16 protein-coding genes are annotated in these 24,986 nt (G+C 43.2%); 7 read left to right on the top strand and 9 right to left on the bottom strand.

Features of this window, described 5'->3' with window-relative positions; translation table 11 throughout:
* Positions 1 to 43: 43 nt before the first annotated feature.
* The 4 genes from ACOOFG_RS03290 to ACOOFG_RS03275 form a co-directional block, all read right to left on the bottom strand.
* Entirely contained in the window at positions 44 to 3,307 is a 3,264-nt protein-coding gene (locus tag ACOOFG_RS03290; RefSeq protein ID WP_420422220.1) for a hypothetical protein, read from the bottom strand.
* Between the two features lie 188 nt (positions 3,308 to 3,495).
* Entirely contained in the window at positions 3,496 to 4,728 is a 1,233-nt protein-coding gene (locus ACOOFG_RS03285; RefSeq protein WP_420422219.1) for a filamentous hemagglutinin N-terminal domain-containing protein, read from the bottom strand.
* Positions 4,728 to 7,433, bottom strand: a complete 2,706-nt coding sequence (locus tag ACOOFG_RS03280) for a filamentous hemagglutinin N-terminal domain-containing protein (protein WP_420422218.1) — start codon at positions 7,431 to 7,433, stop codon at positions 4,728 to 4,730. Before ACOOFG_RS03280 ends, ACOOFG_RS03285 begins: the two co-directional genes overlap by 1 nt.
* 8 nt (positions 7,434 to 7,441) lie before the next feature.
* Complete coding sequence (locus ACOOFG_RS03275; RefSeq protein WP_420422217.1) at positions 7,442 to 9,142, bottom strand: ShlB/FhaC/HecB family hemolysin secretion/activation protein; 1,701 nt, start codon at positions 9,140 to 9,142, stop codon at positions 7,442 to 7,444.
* A 272-nt stretch (positions 9,143 to 9,414) separates the two neighbouring features.
* On the opposite strand from ACOOFG_RS03275, the gene ACOOFG_RS03270 reads away from it, so the two are divergent.
* On the top strand, positions 9,415 to 9,678 hold the full coding sequence (locus tag ACOOFG_RS03270) for a hypothetical protein (protein ID WP_420422216.1): 264 nt from the start codon (positions 9,415 to 9,417) through the stop codon (positions 9,676 to 9,678).
* Positions 9,679 to 9,707: 29 nt separating this feature from the next.
* Positions 9,708 to 11,198: a glycogen synthase gene (locus ACOOFG_RS03265; protein WP_420422215.1), complete on the top strand. Its 1,491-nt coding sequence runs from the start codon at positions 9,708 to 9,710 to the stop codon at positions 11,196 to 11,198.
* A gap of 169 nt (positions 11,199 to 11,367) precedes the next feature.
* On the opposite strand, the gene pgsA is transcribed toward ACOOFG_RS03265, so the two are convergent.
* A complete protein-coding gene (gene pgsA / locus ACOOFG_RS03260; protein WP_420422214.1) occupies positions 11,368 to 12,003 on the bottom strand; it encodes a CDP-diacylglycerol--glycerol-3-phosphate 3-phosphatidyltransferase in 636 nt (211 codons plus the stop codon).
* 297 nt (positions 12,004 to 12,300) lie between these two features.
* Here pgsA and ACOOFG_RS03255 point away from each other — a divergent pair, with 297 nt between their 5' ends.
* Positions 12,301 to 13,794: a hypothetical protein gene (locus tag ACOOFG_RS03255; RefSeq protein WP_420422213.1), complete on the top strand. Its 1,494-nt coding sequence runs from the start codon at positions 12,301 to 12,303 to the stop codon at positions 13,792 to 13,794.
* A gap of 16 nt (positions 13,795 to 13,810) precedes the next feature.
* Here the strand turns inward: ACOOFG_RS03255 and rlmN are convergent, their stop codons facing one another.
* Positions 13,811 to 14,899 (bottom strand): 23S rRNA (adenine(2503)-C(2))-methyltransferase RlmN, encoded by a 1,089-nt coding sequence (gene rlmN / locus ACOOFG_RS03250; RefSeq protein ID WP_420422212.1) that lies wholly within the window; start codon positions 14,897 to 14,899, stop codon positions 13,811 to 13,813.
* Positions 14,900 to 14,959: 60 nt separating this feature from the next.
* Between rlmN and ACOOFG_RS03245 the strand changes: the two genes are divergently transcribed.
* Positions 14,960 to 17,980: a glycine--tRNA ligase gene (locus ACOOFG_RS03245; RefSeq protein WP_420422211.1), complete on the top strand. Its 3,021-nt coding sequence runs from the start codon at positions 14,960 to 14,962 to the stop codon at positions 17,978 to 17,980.
* Positions 17,981 to 18,175: 195 nt separating this feature from the next.
* Positions 18,176 to 18,868, top strand: coding sequence for a glutathione S-transferase family protein (locus ACOOFG_RS03240; protein WP_420422210.1), 693 nt, complete (start codon positions 18,176 to 18,178; stop codon positions 18,866 to 18,868).
* Here ACOOFG_RS03240 and ACOOFG_RS03235 read toward each other — a convergent pair.
* The 3 genes from ACOOFG_RS03235 to dnaG form a co-directional block, all read right to left on the bottom strand.
* Entirely contained in the window at positions 18,862 to 19,470 is a 609-nt protein-coding gene (locus ACOOFG_RS03235; RefSeq protein WP_420422209.1) for a hypothetical protein, read from the bottom strand. The genes ACOOFG_RS03240 and ACOOFG_RS03235 overlap by 7 nt on opposite strands.
* Positions 19,467 to 19,904: an SAM-dependent methyltransferase gene (locus ACOOFG_RS03230; RefSeq protein WP_420422208.1), complete on the bottom strand. Its 438-nt coding sequence runs from the start codon at positions 19,902 to 19,904 to the stop codon at positions 19,467 to 19,469. The genes ACOOFG_RS03235 and ACOOFG_RS03230 overlap by 4 nt, the downstream gene beginning before the upstream one ends.
* Positions 19,905 to 20,033: 129 nt before the next feature.
* The gene (gene dnaG / locus ACOOFG_RS03225; protein WP_420422207.1) at positions 20,034 to 21,827 is read right to left on the bottom strand and encodes a DNA primase; all 1,794 of its coding nucleotides are present in this window, start codon (positions 21,825 to 21,827) and stop codon (positions 20,034 to 20,036) included.
* A 99-nt stretch (positions 21,828 to 21,926) separates the two neighbouring features.
* On the opposite strand from dnaG, the gene ACOOFG_RS03220 reads away from it, so the two are divergent.
* Entirely contained in the window at positions 21,927 to 22,391 is a 465-nt protein-coding gene (locus ACOOFG_RS03220) for a hypothetical protein (protein ID WP_420422206.1), read from the top strand.
* On the top strand, positions 22,379 to 24,973 hold the full coding sequence (gene mutS, locus ACOOFG_RS03215) for a DNA mismatch repair protein MutS (RefSeq protein WP_420422205.1): 2,595 nt from the start codon (positions 22,379 to 22,381) through the stop codon (positions 24,971 to 24,973). Before ACOOFG_RS03220 ends, mutS begins: the two co-directional genes overlap by 13 nt.
* The last annotated feature ends 13 nt before the right edge of the window (positions 24,974 to 24,986 follow it).

The following is a 24,986-nucleotide window of genomic DNA, read 5'->3' as shown; positions in this document are numbered from 1 at the left end:
CAAAACTGATGATGAAATTTTTCAAAAGCCATCTACGAAACATTTAAAAAGACTCCCCTATCCACCACACATCATCTTCAAAGATAAAAGATCCTTCTGGAGAAAAGTCTGGCGCACACCAACATCTTTTCTCTCTGTCTTCGTGATCATTATCGTGGTTGTTGACTGGGCAGGGATATTCTTCCAACCATTTTTCTCTTACTTCTGTACAAACCATGAAATGATAACGAGGGAAAGAGAATGGAAGAAGATCAGCAAGCTGAACTAAATTCGCTGCAATATTTCTATAGAACATAAAGGGAATTGGCTCTTTGTAATAAATTTTGAATGGAGCTCCTTCATATGTTCCAGCAGAATAATAAATTACCCACTGCTCTGTCGCAGTATTTACATTATAAGGGCCAGGAATAAAAGTGGCCCCATTTAATGTCGTTCCAATACTATTTTGCGACCTTCTTGCAGTATAGATTTTTAAAGGGACATCCGCGCTACCTGTTGTCAAAGTTGCTCCGGGCTCTAAAATGAAACGGCCTGGACCAATTTCGGGAAAAGCAGGAAATCGATCGTCAACGACAAGAGTGAGGCTGCTATTCGTTGTTCCTAGGGCGATAACTTGAGCAGGTTCTCCTATATGGATGTCTCTTCCAGCAATCATGAGTAAATTGCCTACAGGAGCTGGAGTTGAAATCGTTGAAAATCCAAAAACATTTATCGAGTCCTTTGCTGTGACTATTAAGTCACCACCAAAGGTTTGGAGAAATGCGGGGTTATCTGGAGAAGCAGCGTTAGAATAGCAACTCCCTTGACAATTCACTAAAATATCTCCCAATGGAGTTTGAATTCCCGTATTTCCAATGCCACTGCCGCCAGTTACATTTAAAAAGCCGGTGTTTATGGTAATATTTCCTGCTGTCTCCGTCTCAATTAAAGTGTCAACATTTGACACAGATCCACCTGTTACAAAAACCCCTCCAGTAGCATTGATTTTAATGTCTCCACCTATGCCGCCTTTCACCTGCACACATGTATTAGCGCTGTCTGCAGAGCCTCCCCTTAATGTAAGATTTCCCCTTGTGTTAATTGTAACATTTCCATCTGAGACTGACTCAATACAGGTTTCCTGATTTGGACTTGACGCCCCTAAGACAGAAACATTCCCGGAGGCATTGATTGTGACATTTTTTTCAGCTTGAATGAGTGCATCAGATTGGTTTGGATCTGCATTACGACCAGCTGACATTTGCAAATTCGCGCAACTCAATTGAATACTATCATCTGTTGATCTGATTCTAACATTTGATTCATACCCCTCATCATTTTGTCCTCCTACTAATGTCACATCTGTTGCACGAACTGTGAGATTTCCTGCAAATAGGTCAACATTATCTCCTTCTGGAGAGATCCCACTGCCATCCAGTGGACCTAACAAACTTAAATCTTTGCCAATGACGATGTCCATGTTATCATTTGCATACATCTCTGTTAAAACGTCCCAAGAAGTGCTAATGTCTAAAATCTCGACATCTCTTGCATCTAAGATAACATTCCCATCAATATTCCCAACGAGGTCGCCTCTACTACCAAATTTGGCTATGTGATCAACAGTGATTCTACCTCCAGCAGAAATGACTTTCAGATCTCCTTTCGCATCTAAGTTCATGATATTTCTGGACTCGAATTCAGCGTAAAAACTATCTGTTTTATCATCTTCCCCCAGCAGTCCCGTATAAACGGTAATATCATTACACGAAATATTACCCTCATTAAAATCAATAAGAGCCCCCATAAAGCCGCCGCCCCCTCTAGTAGGAGGAGGTGCGGCTGTCGGGAACCCACCCTGTATGTAGATATTGTGACAGTTTAAATTAAAATTCTGAACGAACATTTCAACAAAATTGAAACAACGCCGAGATCCCTGCCTCCACCCTCCAAGAGCATTAAAATCACCACCAATATTTGCTGTTAATGTATTTGCATCAAAGTCTACTACAGCTCTGTCTCGAGCGCTTAATGTTCGCAGATCCAGATTCCCCCCGATATCGAAGGTTGCTGTATTTAAATCGAATCTAGCAGTTGCAAATCCTCTAGAGCATCTAGCTCTTCCAAATAGGTCTCCCGCAACATCCAAATCTAAATGTGAAGAGGAATAGATCGCAGCAGTAGCCATAAGTGAACTAAAAAGCTGATTGGCAAAAACCACACCATTTTCACTCAGTCTGATTTTCATGTCAGGCGCCCTTAAAAAACTTTGACCTGCTTCCGAATATAAAATAAGATCTCGTCCGAGAACATTTAGACTTGTATTACTGATAATTCTTGCATAGTGATCATCTTCAGAACGGAATATTTGGACTACAGAATCACGATTATCTATCGAAATACTATTTCCTAAAATTTCTGCACCTCTGCCAAGACGATTCGATGAAGTCGAAGTGACAGTTACAATAAGATCTCTATCTATAGCTATATCGATTGCATTCCCTGCAGACATATAACCCAACGAATTGCGACCTGTTGAGTTAAGAATCATGTCTACCGAACCTGAGAAAGTCATATCATTTCCAGATGAAATATAGGTGGTGCCATTCAGGGTAAATGCATTCAAGGTAAGATTTTCAGTATTGTAATCAATGCTGAAGTCTCTCCCAGCAGAAATAAAAGCATCATCTTGTAGTGTGAGGCCGTGGCAATCAAAGGAAATATCGCTACTTGCTCCAGTTGTCATGAGTGACGTATTTTGATCGAAATAAACAAGATCTGGTGATGTAATAGAGACAGAGCCGACATTAGAGATCAATGAAGGAGAGCCGCTCACCAAGACTCCACGGCTATCAGTTGCGGTTGGAGAAGCTGTTCCATGCAATGTGAGGGTCCCGGTTCCTGTCGGGATGATTTGAGCACCCGAAAGGATTGATATTCCATCTGCACCTGTTCCTGTTCCCCCTCCCACTCCAATAAGGGAAATCGCTCCAGTTCCTAAGCCATTAATGACAGTAGCTGGTCCAGTCAGGCTAATTCCATCTGTTGCAGCTCCTCCTCCTCCAGTCCCAGTTAAAGTAAGAGATCCCGATACGGTTGTTGAAATGGTTCCCCCCATTACTGAAATCCCATTCGATGCATTTCCTCCTGTTCCGTCAATAGACAGATCACCTTGCGCGACAGAAATCACAGTTGTTCCTTGAATGAGAACTCCTTCATTGCCTGCTCCAGTATTTCCTCCACTTCCACTCAGAACAATATTTCCTAAGCCTGTGGCAGAAAGAGAAGTGTCAGTGATTGAAATTCCTGGGTAAGTTTCACCTAGCACTGTTCCATTTGCAATTGCACTGAAAGTGGCTGCCCCTAAAACGTTAACTTCAGCATCTTGTTGGATTTCGATATTTCTTGCAGCTATGAACGTGAGGTTATAGTCACTACTCCAAGTCAGGGCAGCACCTGCTGTTACTGTATTACTTATTGTAAGCGTTTGTGCCCCAGAACTTCCTGAGTCAGTACTTATGACGACATCAGAACCTGTGATGGGTCCAGAAGGCCTTGGATATAGGAAACTCCATACATTCCTCCAGTTCCAGTGTCACCCCCAGCTATGATATCAATAGACCCTGGATCGATAAGAAATTTACCCGCTCTTCCATTTTGAGAAGAAAGGTTCGGAAAAAGAGGTGTGTCCGCGGTTTTCTTTCCAGAAATTTCTAAAAAACCTCCATTTCCTTCCGGACCTATTGCAGCAGCATTAATGCTCGCAGCACAATATGTGTCTGTCTCAGACCAGATAATAATTTTTCCTGCATCTTGCTCAGTTCCATTTGCTGCAAGCTGAGCACCTTTTTCGACAGTGGTTTTTTGCGCTGGGAAGTTTTCTACAGCATCTCTTCCAATTAGAAGAGTTCCTCCCCTTGGCCCCGAAACATCGATCTTTGCAGTTTCTGTCACATAGACTTCTTGACCAAGAACTTGGACTTCCCCGCCTGTAGCTTCTAGAGAACCTTCGATACAATTTTGCTCGTTTTGAGCCACAAGGTAAATTCGCCCATTTTCTTCTCTAGCTCCTAAAGCCTGAATCGTTCCTGTGTGATGAATGGCTTTTGCGTAAGGGCTAATAACTTGAAGGTCCTCAGAAAGTTCTTTGATTTCACTTTCTTCTAAGAGCAATCGAATGGATACTTTTTCTTCTTCATGAGGAGTGATTAAAACTTCTTGAGCAGAAACAAAGGCAACATTCTCACCATTGATTGTCCCTGAGTTTTTTATTGTCTTTGCGATGAAATAGACATTTCCTTGAGGACAGTGAATCACTCCTTGGTTTGTAATCTTTTCTTCACTTGGATCTGAAAAGAGATAATGTCCTTTTAAAAAGTGATCAGGACTAAGATTTGCGGTGGAGGCTAAAAAACCTCCCGTCTCAATCGATGCATCTGCGCCAATTAAAACCCCATTAGGGTTAATGAGAAAAACCATTCCATTGGAGGTCAATTGCCCAAATAAATGGCTACGCTGATCTGATGTTACGCGATTCAAAACAACAGACCGAGTATGAGGCTGCTCAAAGTGAACTTGTTCTCCTTTACCAATGGAAAAGTCATTCCAGTGCAGAATCGCATTAGAAGTGTTTTCAACAAGAAGGGAATGTTCGCCTTTTGTTGCCGAAGCTTTTCCATTTTGCACTTCCAAACCATTAGGAAGAGCAAAAATAACAGTTGGCAAAAAAAGAAATAATAATAGCTTCATCAGTTTTCAGTATTTAAAGGCGGATCATAAATAATCGTACCATTAGTGGTTGTCACCGCACTTTTAGGATATACCTCAATCGGGGTATTGTCGCCAGAGGCGACCCCATGAACTGTAATATCTCCATCAATAGTAGAGACTTGTACATCATAACCACCAATTTCTACCCCATTACAAAATTCTGTTCCATTAGGACTTCCAGTACCAGTAATGGAAAGATTCCCAGCATTTACACCTACCCCTGTTAACAATATGCTTCCCTGTTCAAGAGAAAATCCATTATTCGCTATTCCAGTCGCCGCAGAAGAGCCATTGATCTTAATGGAGCCGTTGACTCCTCTGAGCTCCGTGCCCATAGATGAAAAGATCACTCCTGTGCAAAAGTCTTGTCCGCCTGAATTGGTTCCCGTAATTGTAATATCGCCAGTTCCCGTAGAAAGGACTTTTGCTTTTGTCTCAAAACGCACTCCATAGTTATAATCGCCTGAACCCTCTCCATTCCCACTGATGGTAATGGGACCATCTTGTGAAGTGACTCTCGCATTTGACAGGATGACTCCATGGTTATTGTTGGTTCCTGAATGACTTTTTCCGCTTATTGAAATGATTCCACTTTCTTTTGAAACAACCTTTGAACCTGACTCAAGGCGAACCCCATAATTCATTGATCCAATTCCAGTTCCTGTGCCATTGAGAGTGACGGGGCCATTAACTGTTGTAATCGTTCCCTGCCCAACCAGGCAAACTCCAGTATTGAGATCTGTTCCCAAAACTGCTTCTCCATCTAGAGTAATAGGTCCTTTTCCAGTCGTTTCGAAGGTACCTGAAAAAATGATTCCGGAATTCATTCCTCCAAGTGGAGTTCCTCCACCTTGCCCAATAACATGAATTGCTCCATCACCAGCTATTGCTTTAACAGACATGTCAGGGATATAGACTCCATGGTTGCCTATATTTCCATTACCCCCTCTACCTTGTAGAGTGATTGTTCCGTTTCCATTTGTTTCGATAAGAGTACTACTTGAAGCTTTAATCCCAGAAGCATGATCTATTCCATTTTGTGGAGCATATCCAGTCAAAGAAATGTTTCCTCCACCAGCATCGATCCTTCCCCCAACAAGATTAATGACTCCTTCTCGTACCGCCCCAAAATTTCCTACATCAACGGTAACATCTCCGCCCTGAGTTATGATCTTAGAACGAGCAAAGGAACTGGAGCTATACATGCCAAAAGTTGCAGTGCCTTTTTCCCGTTCATCTAGCCAAGCTCCTTCATCGTTGATTGTTGCTGAAAAGGCACCTTTATTCAGGGTGATTTCGTTAAGAATGATAATGGATCTCCCGGCTTGAAGAGTCAGGCTACTTCCTTCTGATATGGCCGAAACTTGGTCATCAAAAATAATATCTGTATGAGCTTGAAGGGTGACATGGGCTCCATCCAAAGTATTAGAAAGCGTCTCTCCACTAATCGTAGCATGCCCGCTAGGATCCGAGTCATACAGAAGAGCATGATTTGTGAAAAGATCGGTTCCGCTTGAAGTAATCTGAATATATTTCGGGTCAAAGGTTACATGCCCCATGGTCCCATGGGAAGCTCTTGCACTTACAGGCCCTGTAACTGCATAACTGTTTCCATCAGTAGAAATGGAAATTTTCCCTCCATTTCCAAGATCTTTTCCTCCGCTAGCTTCAGCACTACCATGAAATAAGGTCTCTTTTGTTGACCAAACTGCAATTGTGCCTCCATTCCCTCTTTGCGTCGCATTGGATAAAAACTCCGCCCCCTTTTCGATATTGACTGTTTCCGTATCTTGATTGCCAACCCGAATAACTCCTCCCCCAAAGCGAGATGAAGTATCTATTTGAGCTGTTTTACCAATCGTGATGTCTTTAGAAGCAACACAGATTTCTCCAATCGGGGCTGTAATCTTTCCTTGGATTTGGCTTCCTCCCTGAGAAGCTGTGAGAAACACCTTCCCCCCTTCTGTGTAAACAGAATCCACTTCAAGAGTTCCGGTATGTTGAATCGCTTTTGTATACGGGGAGTCGGTTTCAAAATGGACGGAAAGGGCTTTAATGTCCCCAGAGTTTTGAATTCCTTCGTTAGAAAGCCGGATATAGACTTCTTTTTTGGTATCAACGTCAAGAGCCAATTCAAAGTTTTGCAGTTTTACATCACCACGCTCTGCAATGATCTCACCATGATTTTTAACTGAGCGCCCCACTAATAGGACATTGCCTTTGGAACAAGAAATTGTTCCAAAGTTCACAATATCTTCTCCTTCATAGGAATCAAAGATAAGAGAAGCATCTTTTAAGAAATGCTCATCAGAAAGGTTAGCTGTAGAAGCTATAAATCCAGCCGTAGAGACATGAGCTCCTTCTCTAATATAGATTCCATTTTCATTGATCAAATAGATTGGGCAATTGGCAGTTAAGTTCCCCCAAATATTTGAAGGATCCGTACCAGTCACACGATTCAAAATGCCTTCATTTTTATGTCTTTGAAGAAAAAATACCGATTCACTTTGCTCAATGTCAAATTTCTCCCAATGAAGGACACTCTTGCCAGAAGCCTTGATATAAACATCGTTTTCGTTACATTGAATGGTTGCCTGCCCATAAGTCACTTCGCCTCCAGAAGGAAGTGCATGTAATAGAGAGATTCCACTCAGCATCAAACACAACAACTTTTTGAATTTCACTTCATCCTCTAGTAACTTGCTGTAATATTAAAGTGTATCATCGTATTCCCTCCTCCATAACTAGCCTCTTTATGCAGCTTGATTCCCCAATCCAATCGAAAAGTTAAATAGGGTTCAAGTGTATAACGGATTTCCGGTCCAGTCCCTAAAAGATAGTTACTTTTCTTTCCCCCTGGGAGAGTGTCGATATCAATCCCCCATCCATAATCAAGAAAGACTAAGAATTGCAGAGCATCGACAAGCTTCCATGTCGTTTTGATCTTCCTAATAATGGGAATAGCCGGACTGCGGACTTCTCCACTTAGGCAAATAGCATCATCTTTATTAACCTCACGCTGATCATATCCACGAACAGTATCATATCCCCCCAGACCAAACTGTTCACTAGGAAGCAAAGGCTCACTTGATACTTGCCCCTGAGCTGATAACGACAGAGAAAATGCCTTTGGAAGGCGCTGCAGATAAACAAAAGCCCCCCGAAAATAAACCCAGTAGTTCTTTGCCCCTGGTCGTAAAGAATCATAGTCAGCATTTGTCTGATCGCTGAGCCACTTCCCTGGAGACCAATATAGATTACCATTAAAATCGACTTTAAATGTATTGCGTTCGTAGTTGCCGCTATACATTAAAACAAGCTGCGTTAGATTAACATTCTTTCCAAACGTGGAAAGGTCATCTGAAAACTCAAAGGTATTGTTTGTGCGTTTAAAGTCTCCTCCAAAAGAAACTTCATGCTCAAGGTAGCGGCTTACAGGTAATGGAATGGTATAACGCCCACTTGCTTGCATACTCCATCCATCATTTCTTTTAAAAGGACGATGAACTTTGGGGTGAACCTTAGAATACCCTCCATAGACATCTAAAACATGCCCCCAATTAAGGAAAGCAATGTACTCTGCTGTATGGGCATAGAATCGGTGAACATTCAATGCACTTGTAAACTGATAGGAAAAGATATGCCCGAGTCCAAAGACATTTCCCCAGTTCAATCCAGTATACCAGCGTCCTCTTCCTGTGGGTTCAACTCCAGTATTTTCTGCTCCCGCATAGATGCGATAGCTTCGTCGATCTTTAATTGCAAGAATCACATCAGTCGTCCCTTCTTGTTCTCCAGGAGCATAGACAACATCAACACGTCTGAAAGGATTCCGATTCATAAAGCTCACGTTTTGTAAAAGTCGGTTTTGATCAATCTCTTGATTAGGTTGAAGCTTCACATACTCTTTTAATCGTTCAGCTGAATTCCATCGATTTCCTTCAATCTTGACTTTCCCGAGACGACTCTCAAGAACCATAACCTGCAAAACTCCAGAAGTCACCTCTTGCTGCGGAACTTCAACGATGACAAAAGGGTGGCCTGAAGAGGTGTAATAGTCTGAAATCGTTCTCCTTATCTCAAATAACGTCTCTGTCGTAACTTTTGAGCCAATATAATTTTGAAGTTTTCTTTTCAGCTTATCAGACCGACCGGGAACGCTTAGATGAATAAATTCTACCCCTCGAACCTTTTCAAGTTCTGCTGCGGGCTCCACTACCTGATCTCCTGAAAGAACCATTCCATTCAAATGGTCAATTAGTAGAGTCGGCTCTTTTTCTTGTAGAGGTGTAGGGTTTCTAGGGAATGCTTCATCTGCAACGCTGACTTCCTCTTCAAAAGCCGCTCCCTGCAAGGAATAGCACAAACAGATCAACCACAAAAACTTCTTCATAACGTGTGCATCTTAAAAAAAACTGAGGAATAATAAAACTAAAATTTAAATACTTTCTCTCACCACAGATTAGCAAGCTTTTTGGCAATCTCGAGTGATACCAGTTCGGAAAAATGAAGTGGTGAATTTCACTTCGATTTCTAAGTTGAGATTTGTGCAAAAAATTGCATAAAAAAAAGCAGTCTTCGGACTGCTTTTTTTTTGCTTTCCAAAAATTCCCAATTTGAAAAATATGGAACTTTATTAAGAATCTTTTAAGACGCGAGGTCGTGATGTGCGAACTTTGTTGGAATGCAGATAAGAAGGAAGAAGAACTTACTCTCTGTCCGGTTACACAAGAACCCTATGTGATCACACTCAATCAACTCAAAGAAGAAATCTTAAAAAGGTGGATGACGACGGGTAACATACATTACCGCGTTCACAAAAATGCGATTTTCAACCCGCCAAACCAGAGTTATGTTTGGGAGGCCTCAAAGTGTGATGATAACGGACACTTAAAGCAAGAAGCCACACTGTCAATACAGTTTATCTAAAATGTCACATCAATTATACACATGAAAGTATGTATATCGTTCATGTGACAACAGAACTTGCTCCCATTGCCAAGGTGGGAGGCCTTGGAGATATGATCCAAGGGTTAGGGAAAGCGCTCGCAAAAGAAGGCGAACTCGTCGAAATCATTCTCCCTTTTTACGACACCATTGATAAAAAAAAGCTCTCTAACCTCAAAGTCGAAATGGAAGAGCTCCCCTCTTTCTTTAACATGGGGACATGCAAAAACACCGTGTGGTCTGCAGAGATGGATGGGCTTAAGTTGATTTTAATCAAACCCCACCAAGAAAAGGGCTACTTCGACCGAGGAAAAATCTACGGAGAAGAAGACGACAAGATGCGCTTCATTTATTTTTCGCGCGTTGTTCTTGAATACCTTTTAAAAGCAGAAAAACATCCTGACATCTTAAACCTGCATGATTGGTTGACAGGCCTCTGTGCCCCTCTTTATCGTGAAGTGTATCAGCCCCTCGGCTTGCAGATCAAAAAAATTATCACGACTATCCACAATATGCAGTACCAAGGAAAGTGCACTCCTGAGCAGTTTGCTTCGATTGGGCTTCATCCAGAACCTCTTTTGACAAATGACAAACTTCAGGACCATCATGACCCCGAAAAGCTCAACATTTTAAAAGGTGCCATCGTCTACTCAGATCATTTAACCACCGTTTCACCTTCCTACGCCGAGGAAGTCAAGGGAGAAAAAGGGTTTGGGTTAGGACCTCTTCTTATTGAGTATAGCAAAAAACTGAAGGGGATCTTAAATGGGATTGACACAGAATACTGGAACCCCGCAACGGACCCTATGCTTGCAGAAAATTACCCAAGCGACCCCAATCAACTCCAAGAGGTTCTCGACGCAAAAAAAGCCAACCGCAAACAACTATCAAGACGGATTAATATTCAATTCGACAAAGTTCCGTTATTTTCAGTGGTCACTCGCCTTGTGAAACAAAAAGGACCTGAGCTCATTCAACACGGGCTAGAGTACGCCCTAAAAAAAGGAGGACAATTTGTTCTCTTGGGAACACCGTACGAAGAAGATGTTAAAACCGAATTTTACGCACTTCGTGAAGAGTATCGAGATAACCCTCATATTCACTTCCATTTTGAATATGATGAAGCGCTTGCACATGCCACTTATGCATCAGCTGATTTCATTTTAATCCCCTCCCTTTTCGAGCCATGCGGACTCACTCAAATGATTGCTCTCCGCTACGGCACAATCCCCATTGTTCACAAAGTGGGAGGACTGAAAGATACGATCTTTGATATCGACCATGAGGATATCCCTGAAGAAGAACGCAACGGGTACACTTTTGATTTCCCCTCGCAAGACAGCTTGAACTGGTCTATCGATCGAGCCTACGAGCATTTCAAACACGATGAGAAAAAAAGATTCTTGATGCTGGAAAATGGTCTAAGACATGACTGGAGCTGGAAAACCTCAGCCCTTACTTACCTTGAGCTCTATCACCTGGCCATTGCCAAATCAAAATAATCCACCGAAGATTCAATAGAGATATTTTTAGCTAGATAGTCTCTTCACTAGAGGGACAATAAAGAAACGGCTCATGAAAGAAAAGTTCAAGCCGGCTAGATAGCAGGAAGCCCAAATCGGGCTTTCGAAGGAAGGCAACGATGAAATTCAGAGTTCAGGTTATCAAAGCTTATTGCCAAGCTTGCTTGATGTAGAGGCGGTTGGTGTAGATATACTCTGCTCCAGAATAGACCGTGTAGAAGGCCGCTGCTGAGATAATAAACAGACTGATCTGCTGAAGCTGCATGAGAGAAAGAGCTCCCCAGGCATAAGGTATCATCAAAATCAAGATGAGAAAAATTGAAAGCGCTTGAAGAACTGCCTTGATCTTACCACTCGTCCTAGCAGCTAAGGTCACCCCTTTCAACGCACAGACCGTCCTCAGCGTACTGATCATTGCATCGCGATAGACAAACACAAAGACAAGTAATAGAGGTAGATCGATAAAGCCTTGGGTAAAGGTGAGCAAAATTGTCAGGCGGGTAATGCTATCGGCCATCGGATCGAGAATCTTACCTAGCTCTGTAACGACATTGAATTTACGGGCAAGATACCCATCAAAAAAGTCGGAAAGCTCAGATAAACCAAGCAAGAAAATCAAAACAAAAGGAAGAGCATGAAGCGTGATGCCTAAATGTTGGTACTTGAGATAGAAAATCAGGAAGATTGGGCTAATAAAAATCCGCCCAATTGTCAAAATCAATGGAAGCTTTACTGGAAAAGAACTCTTTTCAGTCGCTTGTGAATCTACAACCTTAGTTTTCAAAAATCTTTTTTCCTATTTTCTATAGAGGGGTTTTCATTCCTAAAAAGTCCCTTATACTGGTTTTTCAGCAAATTCGAAAGCTTTTTTTTGCCTGCAAGATTCCGCAGCTCAAAAAGTCCCAATTAAATAATTTTTTTTAATTTAATCGACAGTTGTAAATATAATTTTTAATTATTATTAAATTTATAATATTAAATTATTTCATATTATTCAGATAAAACAAAAAACGTGTTATAATATCCAGGATATCTAATTAAATAACTTAAAAATAGTATCTCTTTAGAGAAGGAGAAGAAAATGACTTCAAGTCAGGCAATTCAAGCCGCGCTCAATCAGTATGCCACTGATTTACAAGGTGGTAGTACGGGGGAAGCTCTATCAAAAGAAAGTTTTACTGAACTGGCTGCAAACGTGAATGGCTTTTTGCAAGGACTGACCACTTTTACAACCATGGCTAATGATGAAAGCATTTCACAAATTAGATCTCTTTTAGCTGTTAACGCTGAGAGGTTTACAGAAGTTCCTCTTAGAACATCATCGACTGGTATCCCACATCAAACAGAACACTGGCCTTCTAATACAGTCAAAGAGCTAGATGCTCAATTAAAAGAACTAGAAAACGCTGCCGATGGCGAAGATTCTGATTTAACCCTTTCGACTTCAATGCTTTCAGAAAAAATAAACGAAACCCTGCAAAAGCAACCAACTTTTGCAGTGATGAGTGACTCTGAAGCCTATGCCTCGCTTCAAAAGCGCGTAGAAACTCTAAAGACGCCGCCTCCAACTCCAGTTCATGAAGAAGCAGACGATAGGCCCGCAATCATCGAAGAATCACTAGACATCGCAGAGCCAAATGAAGTTACAGAAGAATCAGAAGTCCAGGAAGAAGGACCATCTTTTTGGAAAACTGTCGCTGTTCTTGGTTTGGTTGGACTGATCATTGTCGCTCCCATGACAGCCGTTCTTGCACCTGCATTGATGGGATCTTCAAACACGACTAGCCCAACAAACCAGACCTTCGACTTCCCAAGAGGCGGAACCCGAACAGACTTCTCTCCAACTGAAATTAGTATTCCAGATCAGCCTGACGTTAGCCAAAATCTTCCACCAATTACACCTATTCCAAATCCAGCATCATTTTTTGAACCACCTATTAGCTCTCTTAACGGCACTCAGCCTCTAGACACCCACACTTTTCAACCTTCTTTCACCCCTACACCACCATCTCAGTTTAACCCTCTTAATGGCACTCAGCCTCTAGACACCCACACTTTTCAACCCTCTTTCACCCCTGCATCATCAACTGAAGTAGCCCCTTATACTGCCTCGGAAACCTCATCATATTTTGATACGAGTGCTCCTGCAGATGTTCGCTTTATTGACCGTGCGACTTTACGCGGAGATGAGTTAGTACCAGACGGAGTGACTGTGTATGAATACGACAGTACAGCAATGGATCAGCCTATGGGATCATCACCACACCTAGTAATTGGTAGTGATGCAGAGCCGAAGGCTCCAGAGTTTGATCCTGTGAATTTGATGCATTCTCGAGCACCATCTTGGAGCAGGCCTGTACCTACACATTCAGGAGTTCATCACACAGCTGTAACTCAGCTGAAAGCACTTCCAAAACCTCCAGTTGAATCTGCCGTTATTACACCTCCGACAGTTGACACAGTGAGGTCATTGAACCCACCATCATATCTCTCGCCCTTTCTCCAACCACTTGCATTGGGCTCAAGAGACGTGTGTGAAGTTCCACATACAAATAGTACAAATTCTACTAAATAAGACTGTAGACAACGTGTTATAGAGTAATAAGTGCCTCCTCCTTAGGAGGCATTTTTTTTAGCGCTAATTGACCGCAGGCAGCTGCGATGTCTTTTCCTTTCGTATAGCGCCATGTACTGCGGATTCCTGCTCGATCTAGAACTTCTCGAAAGGCTTCTATCGACTCTTTCTCAGGTCGCTTTAACTTCAGACCATCTACAGGGTTATAAGGGATCAAGTTGACGCAACAATGCTGCCCTCTTAAGAGCTCACCGAGCTCCTGAACCTCTTTTCTGCCGTCATTGACGCCCTTTAGAAGGACATATTCGTATGTAAGGTCTCGCTTTGTCTTCTTAGAGTAAAGGTCGACGGCTTTCAAAATGTCTTCTAAAAGATACTTGCGTGAGTAAGGAACGATCTTCTTACGCAGGTGCTGGTTTGGAGCATGGAGGGAAAGTGCTAGATTGACTGAGATTTCTTCATCCATGAGCTTTTCAATCCCTTCAACAACACCAACGGTAGAGACTGTAATGCGCCTCGGAGAGAGATTTAGAGCGAGGGGATGAGTTAAAAGGCGAAGAGTTTTGACAACTTGGTCGTAGTTATCGAGAGGTTCCCCCATTCCCATAAAGACAATATGAGAAACTTGTTCTCCCTTTTTTTTGAGCTGCTTTTGAATTTGAAGTACTTGCTCGTGAATTTCTCCAGCCGTAAGATTTCGGACAAGCCCCTCTTTTCCTGAAGCGCAAAAAGCGCAACGCGCAGGACAACCCACTTGCGACGAAACGCAAACTGTCCGTCTATCTCCTGAAGAAATCAAAACGGATTCGACAAGTTTGCCATCACGCAGCTTCCAAAGAAATTTTGTTGTTTCTTCATCTCCTGAATCTTCGACATTCATCAGCGATAAGCTAGGAAGCGAAAAAGATGCGGCCAATTTATCCCGCAAACTTTTGGGCAAGTTAGCCATCTCATCAAAGGCAAAGATCGTTTTCTTATAAAGCCAATCAAAAATCTGTTTGTAGCGGTATGCCGGCTCTCCATTTTCTTCAAGCCAAGCTTTCAATTCTCCGGGAAGTAACCCAACCAATTCCACAGCAACACCAATAAATTCTAAAATTTTCAAATCATTATGACAAAAAACGCAATTTCTTTATACTCAGATGATCCAAGAATGGATAAAAACATGCTCACTTTTCAACAAATCATTACGAAACTCTCAACCTTTTGGGCAAATCACGGCTGTGTCATCCAGCAAGGTCATGATCTCGAGGTTGGGGCCGGCACTTTCAATCCCGCGACTTTTTTGCGGTCCCTGGGTCCCGAGCCCTTCAACACGGTCTATGTCGAGCCCTCAAGACGCCCTCAAGACGGCCGTTTTGGAAAAAATCCGAACCGACTTCAGCTCTTTCACCAAATGCAAGTGATCATGAAGCCTTCCCCTGTCGAAATTCAACAAATGTATGTAGAATCTCTCGAAGCCATCGGATTTGACCTTTCCAACCATGATATCCGGTTCGTTCATGATGATTGGGAATCTCCCACTCTTGGCGCCTGGGGACTCGGTTGGGAAGTGTGGCTTGACGGAATGGAAGTGACGCAGTTCACCTATTTTCAATCGGTCGCTGGATACAGCTTAGAACCCATCAGTGTCGAACTCACCTATGGTTTAGAGCGCCTTTGCATGGTCCTCCAGAAAAAAGACAATTTCTTTGACATGATGTGGAATGAAACCTTGACCTATGGAGACATTTTCCATCGCAACGAAGTGGAGTGGAGCCACTATAATTTTAACCGTGCTTCGACAGAAATGTGGCTAAGACACTTTGATGATTTTGAGAGAGAAGCCAAAACTTTAGCTGAACTTCATCTACCAATTCCCGCTTACGACTTTGTGATGAAAGCTTCCCATGCCTTCAATATGTTAGAAGCTCGTGGCGTTTTGTCTGTGACCGAAAGAATGGGATACATCACACGCGTGAGAGATTTGGCAAAAGTTGCCGCAACAGAGTTTCTTGAGTCACGCGAAAAGCTTGGGTTCCCTTTAGTGCAACCACCACATGCGAAAAAACACGAACCCCACGAACTTTCTCTACCCAAAGCCTTTGACGCATCCCACAAAGAAGATTTTCTTCTTGAGATCGGATCGGAAGAACTCCCAGCTGCATTTGTTCCAATCGGATGTCAAAGCTTGAAGCAAGCAATCGAAAAACTTCTGAAGGTGTCTGATCTTTCATTTGATCACATCCAAGTGTTTGGCGCACCGCGCCGTTTAAGCGTTTTAGTCAAAAATCTTGCACGTGGCACGAAAGACACCTCAACCGTTCGAAAAGGCCCCCCTCTTTCTCTGGCATTTGATGAAAAGGGCAACCTAACAAAACAGGGCAGCGGCTTTTTCCAATCTATCGATTCAGAAGAAAAGCCAACTTTAGAAAAGGTTAAGCAAGGAAAAGTTCTAGGCGTCTCCATTCAAGAAGTTAAAGGAAATGACTATCTCAGCTGCAAAGTCGAAAAAAAAGGTGTTTCAGCAGCAGAAATTTTAGCAAAACAACTCCCAAAGTTAATTGCTGATTTAAGCTTCCCCAAAAAAATGCGTTGGGCTGATCTCGATCTCGCTTATGCTCGCCCTCTCCACTGGATCGTGGCACTGCATGGCAAAGAAGTTGTCCCTTTTTGCATTGTGGGAATCCTTTCAGGAAATATGTCACGCGGTCATCGACAGCTTAACCCCGAGCCCTTCTCCATTCCACACGCCTCTGATTATGTCGAAGAATTGAAAAAACACTTTGTTGATGTCGATATTGAAAATCGTCGCGCTTCAATTTTGAAACAGCTTGAAGCCATCGAATCAGAAACAAATACCGTCGCGCTGGAGAAAGAAAAGGTCATGAAAGAAGTCCTTTATCTCAGTGAGTGGCCGCAGCTTTTCCATGCTTCATTCGATACTAAGTTTTTAAAAGTCCCAGAAGAAGTTCTTACTTCAGAAATGATCGAACACCAAAGGTATTTTCCCCTAGCGGAAACTTCAGGTAAACTCTCGAACCGTTTTATCATCACAGCCGACAACCATCCAAATGAAACCATTCGCTCGGGAAATGAGCATGTCCTCACCGCACGCCTTTCTGATGGCGAGTTTCTCTATAAACAAGATTTAGAAACATCTCTCGATGAATTTGCCGCAAAACTGAATGCGATCATCTTTCAAAAAGATTTGGGAACTGTTGCCGAAAAGGCAGACCGCCTCAAGCGCGAAGCCGTCATTTTAACTCAAGCACTTGAACTTAGCTCTGAGAAGCAAGTCGAAAGAGCTGCAGGACTTGCAAAAGCCGATCTAGCCACCGAACTCGTTCAGGAATTCCCTAACTTGCAAGGTGTGATTGGAAAACATTACGCACTGCATCAAAACGAAGATGATGAAATTGCCCTAGCAATTGAAGAGCACTGGCTACCCAAAGCTGAAGGAGGCCCGCTCCCCAAAACACAAACAGGAACCGTAGTCAGTCTTGCCGATAAACTCGACAATCTCATTGGTTACTTTAGCGTCGGACTTAAACCTACATCTTCAAGCGATCCTTATGCGTTGCGACGCCAAACAATTGGCCTCATTAAGATTCTAATTGAAAATTCGCTGAGTTTAGATCTTCACGGCATTCTAACTGAAATGAGCTCGCTTTTTGATTTCCACGATAAAAAAGGGCTAATTCAAGACCTACTCGAATACATTACAAGCCGCTCAAAAGGGGTCTTAGAAGATTACGGCTTCAAGAAAGACGAAATTGAAGCCTCTCTAGCAGGTCTTTGCACTGATCCTTATGACCAGTTCCTCAAAACAAAGTCACTCCACGCCTTCCGACAAAGACCTGAGTTCAATCAACTCTATGAGGTCTACAAAAGAGCCAAAGGACAGCTGGAAAACCAAGAAGCGTTTACTCTTCAACCCGATCAATTGGCTGAAAAAGCCGAAGTCGCTCTACATCAAGCGTTTAGAGAAATTTCACCTCCTTTTAACGCTGCTATGGACAAAAGAGACTATGAAGGAGCATTTAGCCTCTTAGCAAAGCTCCAACAGCCTCTGGGGACCTTATTTGACGAGGTCAAAATCCTCGCTGACGACCCAAAGGTCCGTCAAAACCGCCTGGCCCTTCTTCAGGAGGTTTTCGCCTGCTTCAGCCTGGTTATGGACTTCAGTAAGATTCAAATTCTATAAAAGCTTAACTATCAGTTACTTGCTAAATTAATTAAATTTTTCATTAAGTTTTAGTTAAATTAAATTAATAGATATTATATAATAGAATCAAATTGAAACATTTGACATAAGAAAAACCTTTTTATAGAAACCCAGAGCTGCCGAACTCTGGGTTTTTTTTGGCCTTATTTAAGCAGTTCAGATATGGGGTAAAATATGATTACGTTATTCCTCTATCCAGAGCTTTTTGGCGTCCCTGATAATAATCCCTTTGGGCTTAAGGTAGATACGTTCTTACGGCTCACAGGGCTTGAATATCAAGCCAAACACATCATCGACACCTCAGAGGCCCCAAGGCAACAGCTTCCTTATCTAGTGGACGGTGATAATATTGTTTCAGACAGCAATAACATGATCTCTTATCTCATTGTAAATTATGAGCTTGAGATTGACAACGATCTCACACGCGACCAGCAAAGCCTCTCCTTACTGATCCGAAGAATGCTCGACGAGCATCTCTACTGGGTCATGGCTTATTCTCGCTGGCAAGATGAACGCTTCTGGCCTCTATTTAGAGACGAACTCTTAAGGAGCTTACCTGAAATTTCTCCCGAGGATCTAGAACCTCTCCGCCAAATCAACTTGGGAAAGTACCAAATCCAAGGAATCGGAAAATACAGCCTTGATGAGATCTACCAAGCAGGAATTGATGATCTAGCTGTCATCGCCCACTTTTTGGGAAGCCAAAATTACATTTTTGGGAAAAACGTTCACAGCTTAGATGCGTGTATTTACGGATTCTTAGCCAACATCTACTACTTTGAGATCGACACACCCCTCAAAGAGTTTCTCGTGGCAACAAAGACTTTGCCAGCATATTGCGACCGCATACGCAATTTCACTCAATGATTCACTTTTGGTGACAAGCTAAAGCGCTCTTGAAGAATCTCACACGATTCGATGAGTTGCTTCATCGGCTTATCTTGAGGAAACTGCATCTCCCGATAATATTGCATGGCGTGCTCAATCGTTTCTAGATCTTTGATTGGACCAACTTCTCCTGAGGCAAACTTAAGAATCCAAACAGCCCCCTCTTCAAGAGAATCGGCAATGCAATCACTTAAACTTTCCACAAAAGGATGGATATAATCATCGACCGACTGCCCTAACAGCGACGCAATCGCTTTGCGATAATGGCTTTCTTTCGGAGCTAAAACGACGACGGGTTTCCCTAACACTTTTGCCCACATCATTTCAGCGCCGACTCCAAGCCCTCGTCGATGACGTGCGTCGACAAACAGGAGATCTGCAAGATAAACTTGCGTCATATCTCTTCCAAAAACCGCGAACTCGTCACTTAAGTCATCTGTCCGCACAGCAGGATTGAGAATATGAACATAATGAGGATCTAGAAGTGTGCGCAATGAGGCAAAATCTTCTTCCGTCCAATACGAGTCATTTTTCTCATGGTCCTTTTGAATCGAGCCGGCAAAATAAATGGAAAGTTTCAACTTGGCACCTCATAGAGATAGATTTTTGAATTGTGAAGGTCATTGACCTCAATCACAGTTTTAGGATCCCATCCAGGTATAGCAAATGTATGACTCACAACATGCGTCCCAGGTCGGAGTTCTTTTTCAAACTTGTCTTTGAGCTCCTCCATCCCCTTTGGGAAAAGATAGCAAACAACCATATCGGCATCTTGTAAGGGCACGTTAAAAAAGTTGGAACGTTGAATTTTTAAATTCTTCTTATGGTTGATCAATGAGGAAAACCAATAGGGCACAGGTGAATTTTCATAACCAAAGATATGACAATGCTCATACTTACTCGCGAGAGGGAAAATCAAATTGCCCCAACCTGATCCCAAATCAATGATGACTCCATCGTTCAATTCTGGAAGTACATCAAACAGAGCTCGTTTCACCTTTTCCGATGTTGGCATAGGAGAGATCCCATTTTCAGCGTATGAAAAATTAAGGAAAAGAGAATGATAAGAGCAATAGATAGAGTTACAACAAAATAAAACATGATTTCATTCTCCTCCCCTAACCCTATTTTTTGCAAGACCCGATCATTCCTCGGGCAATGTGATCGTCGGCGCTTGCCCTTTGATTGAATCGAATTCTTTAGCAAGCTCGAGTATCTCTTCTTCAGAGCAGCGTCCGCTTTGGATTTGAATCCGAATTTTTTCCCGTTTTTCCATCCAATGTCGCTGAAGCAGTTTTGACACTGTTTCCACCACTCCTTCCTCAGCCTTTTCCGTATTCACTTTCTTTTGAATGATTTCAGAAAAGAGAAGTTGCTCTTCAGCTGATTCAAGGTTATTGGCAAGTTGGAGTAAATCGGTTTTTTGCTCTTTTTCAAGACTTTCACTGTAAATCGAAAAGAGACGACGGCAAAGGGGGATTTGAAAATGCTCGGGACGCATATTCGCTTTGATGATATTGAGTAACCGCTGATTGGAATCTCCCATCAAAAAGAGCCAACGCAAAAGATCGGTTTCTAAAACCCGATCGGGATCGACTGCGACTTCCGAAACGCTCCCTTGTCGTTTGACAAAAACATCGCGCCGCATGACCTCATCGCCTACTCCAATGAGTTTTTCCGGTACACGGGTCAGTTTGGCCAGTTTACGCAGACTTTCATGAACCATAAGAGGGTGGTCCCAACTGCGGATGCGCTCGACCATGGTTTGAACAAGGTGATTTTTCTGAGAAGGTGACTCGACATCTACTCCTTCAGAAAGATGTGCAAGTAGAAAGGTCAAATAGTCTTGTGATTCTGTGAGAAGCTTTTTAAACGCTGGAGGCCCCTCTTCTCGTAAAAGCGTATCGGGATCACTCCCAGGAGGCAACTTGGTCACTGAGACGTCGATTCCCTCTTTTTGAAAAAGATGTCCAATTTTTGAAGCAGCAACCCGTCCCGCTTCATCCCCATCAAGAGCTAAGTAGACATGTGCCACACCCTGCTCGCTTAAAACTTTCACATGTTCTTCTCCAAAAGCTGTCCCTTGCCCTGCTACGGTTAAGTCAAACCCTTCTTGAATGAGCCGAAGAGCATCGATTTGCCCTTCCACCACAATGGCCCGCTTTTCTTTCGCGATACGCCGCCGAGAAAAACTGAGTCCGTAAAGAGTGCGGGATTTTTTGAAGAGAGCTGTTTCAGGGGTATTGATGTACTTGGGACCAAACGTTGCTTCACTGATTTTTCTGCCTGAAAAACCGATGATGTGACCCAATGCGTCTTGAATGGGAAACATGATGCGATCGGAGAAAAAAACCTTTTTCTTTCCCGTTGCAAGGGTTTTGATGAGCCCCGTCTTTTCCAGGATTTCGGCGGTTTGCTTCTCTTTTTTCATCATTTGCCCAAAAAGCGCCCCTTTTTTAGGAGCAAAGCCAATTTTAAAAAGTTGAATGAAGTCGAGATCAAGTCCGCGGTCATACAGATATTTGAGCGCTTGGTGCCCTTCATCTGTGTGGAGAAGGTAGTAACAGTAGAAATCGGCTGCAAGCTGCAATGCATGACGCAGCTCTTTTTTCCCTGGGCCTGTTTGCTCTCGCTCCCATTCAACTTGCTCGAGGGGAACTTGGAACCGTTCTGCCAAAGACTCGATTGCTTCGACAAACGACATTTTCATATGACTCATCAAAAAAGCGATGGCATCGCCGTGAGCCCCACACCCAAAGCAGTGATAATGGGACTCTCCCTTCTGAATCACAAAGGAAGGAGTCTTTTCATCGTGAAACGGACAAAGGCCTTTATAAGAACTCCCTGCCGACTTCATTGGAACATACGATGAAACGACTTCAACGAGGTCGATTTTTTCACGTAATAGTTCGAGACTTTTTTTTGAATAGACACCCATGTTTACCAGTATAGTCGATGGGGTTTAAAATTCACAGATCGGACAGAAGATTTCAGAAATAGCTTTTTTCAAACAGAGGAATGGAGTATCTTTTTGTCCATGGAATCTAAAAAAACAAACACAACCTTTAGAAAAAAAGTTTACAGCAAACTTGACTCATCCCCCATTTCTGAGTCCATTCCCCCCCCGTCTTCTTTTACTGCTTCATCTGACCCCAAAAAGATCATTCCAACTTCAGCAACGAAGGGGCTGCGTGAAGACTGTAAAAAGACCTTTCTTCCGCTGCTCATCGATGTGTTTGAACTCAGGCAAATGATTGAAAACTATAAATCCCAAGCTGAGTCCCCTCTTCCTATAGGGAAAGTGACGAAATCCCCTCGTGAAATTTTAGAATCACTCGAGCAACTGCGCAATGACATCGAAGAGACCAAGCGGTGGTGCGAAGGCGTCCTCCTTCAAATCGCCAAAGGTTTTGAAGAGGCCTCTGAGGCTTTTGAAATGATGGAAGGGAAAGACTCTGAACAAGGACTCTTGAAAAAATTGCTCAAAAAATGGAAACGGTAAAACCCCAAACTCCCATGATGGCCCAATGGTATGCGTGTAAAAAGCAGGCAAAAGATGCCGTGCTTTTGTTTCGTTTGGGTGATTTTTACGAAGCCTTTTACGAAGATGCCGCCATTTTAGCCAAAGAGCTCGATTTAACCCTCACCAAACGACAAGACATTCCCATGAGCGGCGTCCCCGCCCATGCTGCCGAAGGGTACATCGAAAAACTCGTCGAAAAGGGATTTTTAGTTGCCATTGCCGAGCAAGTTGAAGACCCCAAAGAAGTCAAAGGGCTCGTTAAACGAGAAGTCGTCAAAACAGTTTCTCCTGGAACCATTCTCCACTCCTCTTTTCTTTCTGAAAAAGCCAACAATTTTTTCGCTTCCATCACCCAAGTCAACGCACTTTTTGCTCTAGCCCTTTTAGATCTTTCAACTGGAGAATTGCGCACACTCGAACTCGAAAATGAACGGGACTTGCAAGATGAACTCTTTCGTCGCTCGCCATCAGAAATTCTCATTTCTGACAAATGCTCCAAATCGCTCAAACCCTTGCTCGATGATCTGAAGCAATCTTTGAACTTTCGACTTAATGTGAAAGACGATTGGAACTTTGAACACCGCACCTGTTACAATTGGCTGACAAACCATTTTCAAGTGCACAATCTCGATGGATTCGGATTGCAAGGCAAAGTGGCCGCCATTAACGCGACAGGAGCTCTTCTTTCCTACCTTCAAGATGAACTTTCCTTATCTGTCGCTCATATCAAGCAAATCCAACTTGACCACCTCTCTTCCTATATGTCTATTGACCGTGCGACCCAACGCAATCTTGAACTCACAGAGCCGCTACATCGCGGAAGCAAAAGTTGTACCCTCCTCAAACTTTTAGACCGCACCGTCACCCCTATGGGTGCTCGCCTTCTCAAAAGCTGGGTGATCCATCCCCTTCTTTCGCCTCCTAAAATTCAGAAACGACAAGATGCGATTGAGGAACTTCTAAGTCAGCAAAAAGAAACGCGCCTCCTTCGAGAAAATTTACAAGACATTCGCGACTTAGAGCGCCTCATCATGCGTATCTCAACAAGCTACTCAACCCCACGCGATTTAAGTGGCCTGCGTTTTTCACTGGAAAATATCCCTTCCGTCCGGGAGCATCTAGCCTTTTTCCAAACTCCCTTGATGCAGACTCTTTTGTCCCATCTCCCTGACCCCTCTGAAATCACTCAAGAGATCCAAAAAACTCTCGTTGACGAGCCTCCCATCAAAATGGGAGAAGGGAAAGTGATCCGCCCAGGCTTCAGTCCCGAACTTGACGAGTTGCGCTCTCTTAAAGCCAACAGCCAATCTTGGATTGCAAATTACCAAGCTGAGCTCAAAGAAGCTACCGGAATTAAAACTCTCAAAATTATCTACAGCAAAGCCTTTGGTTATTGCATCGAAGTGAGTCGCGGCCAAGCCGACAAAATGCCTTCATCTTTTCAGCGGAGACAAACCCTCGTGAACTCCGAGCGGTTTATTTCACCTGAGCTCAAAGCCTACGAAGAAAAAATCCTAACTGCTGAAGAAAAGATTCAAGCGCTGGAACAATCGCTTTACCAAGCGCTTCGCAAAAAAGTTGCCAAGCATCTTCCAACCGTCAAAAAAATCGCCAAAGCCATTGCCAACCTCGACTGTCTTCTCGGTCTCATGCGCGTGGCGCGTGATAACGACTACTGCCGCCCTCTGATTGACGATTCCGACACACTCGACATCCAAAAAGGACGCCACCCAGTCATCGAAGCCTCTCTTTTCGACGATTCGTTCATCCCCAACGACACCCACCTGAGCCAACAAGAATGCCAACTCATGCTCATCACTGGCCCCAACATGGCTGGAAAGTCGACTTACATCCGTCAAGTGGCTCTCATCGCCATCATGGCGCAAATTGGTTCGTACGTCCCTGCCCACTCAGCCCACATCGGAATCATCGACAAAGTCTTTAGCCGGATTGGAGCAAGTGATGATCTCGCCCGCGGACAGTCCACTTTCATGGTCGAAATGACAGAAACTGCCAACATTCTCAACAACGCCTCTCCCCGATCCCTCGTCATTCTCGATGAAATTGGGCGCGGAACAAGTACCTACGACGGTATCTCGATTGCCTGGGCCGTTGCTGAGCACCTGCTCACACTTCGTGGAGAAGGAGTCAAAACCCTCTTTGCCACCCACTATTGGGAACTCACCGAACTCGCTCAGGAACGCAAAGGCATTCAAAACTTCAATGTCGCCGTCAAAGAAACCTCTGATAGTATTGTTTTTTTACGAAAGATAATTCCTGGCTGCACAGATAAAAGCTACGGCATCCACGTTGCACGTCTTGCAGGCTTGCCCCACAGCGCCATTAAACGTGCGCAAGAAAAACTGCGCCAGCTTGAAAATAAAGAAACGGTGCCCGCCGCAAAAGAAGAAAGTAATCAACTTTCCTTCTTTACGGCTCCACCGCCTGTAGACTCTTCACATACACAAATCATTGACGAACTCAAAGAACTCAACGTCAATGAAACCTCTCCTCTCAAGGCACTTCAAAAACTCCTCGATTGGCAGCAAACCCTGAGTTAACTGCAAGCCATCT

The organism is Simkania sp., from assembly GCF_965215465.1.
In the GTDB taxonomy this organism is placed as follows: Bacteria; Chlamydiota; Chlamydiia; order Chlamydiales; family Simkaniaceae; genus Simkania.
The sequence above is the reverse complement of the archived record's forward strand: the minus strand, read 5'-3'. Positions and strand labels throughout refer to the sequence as shown.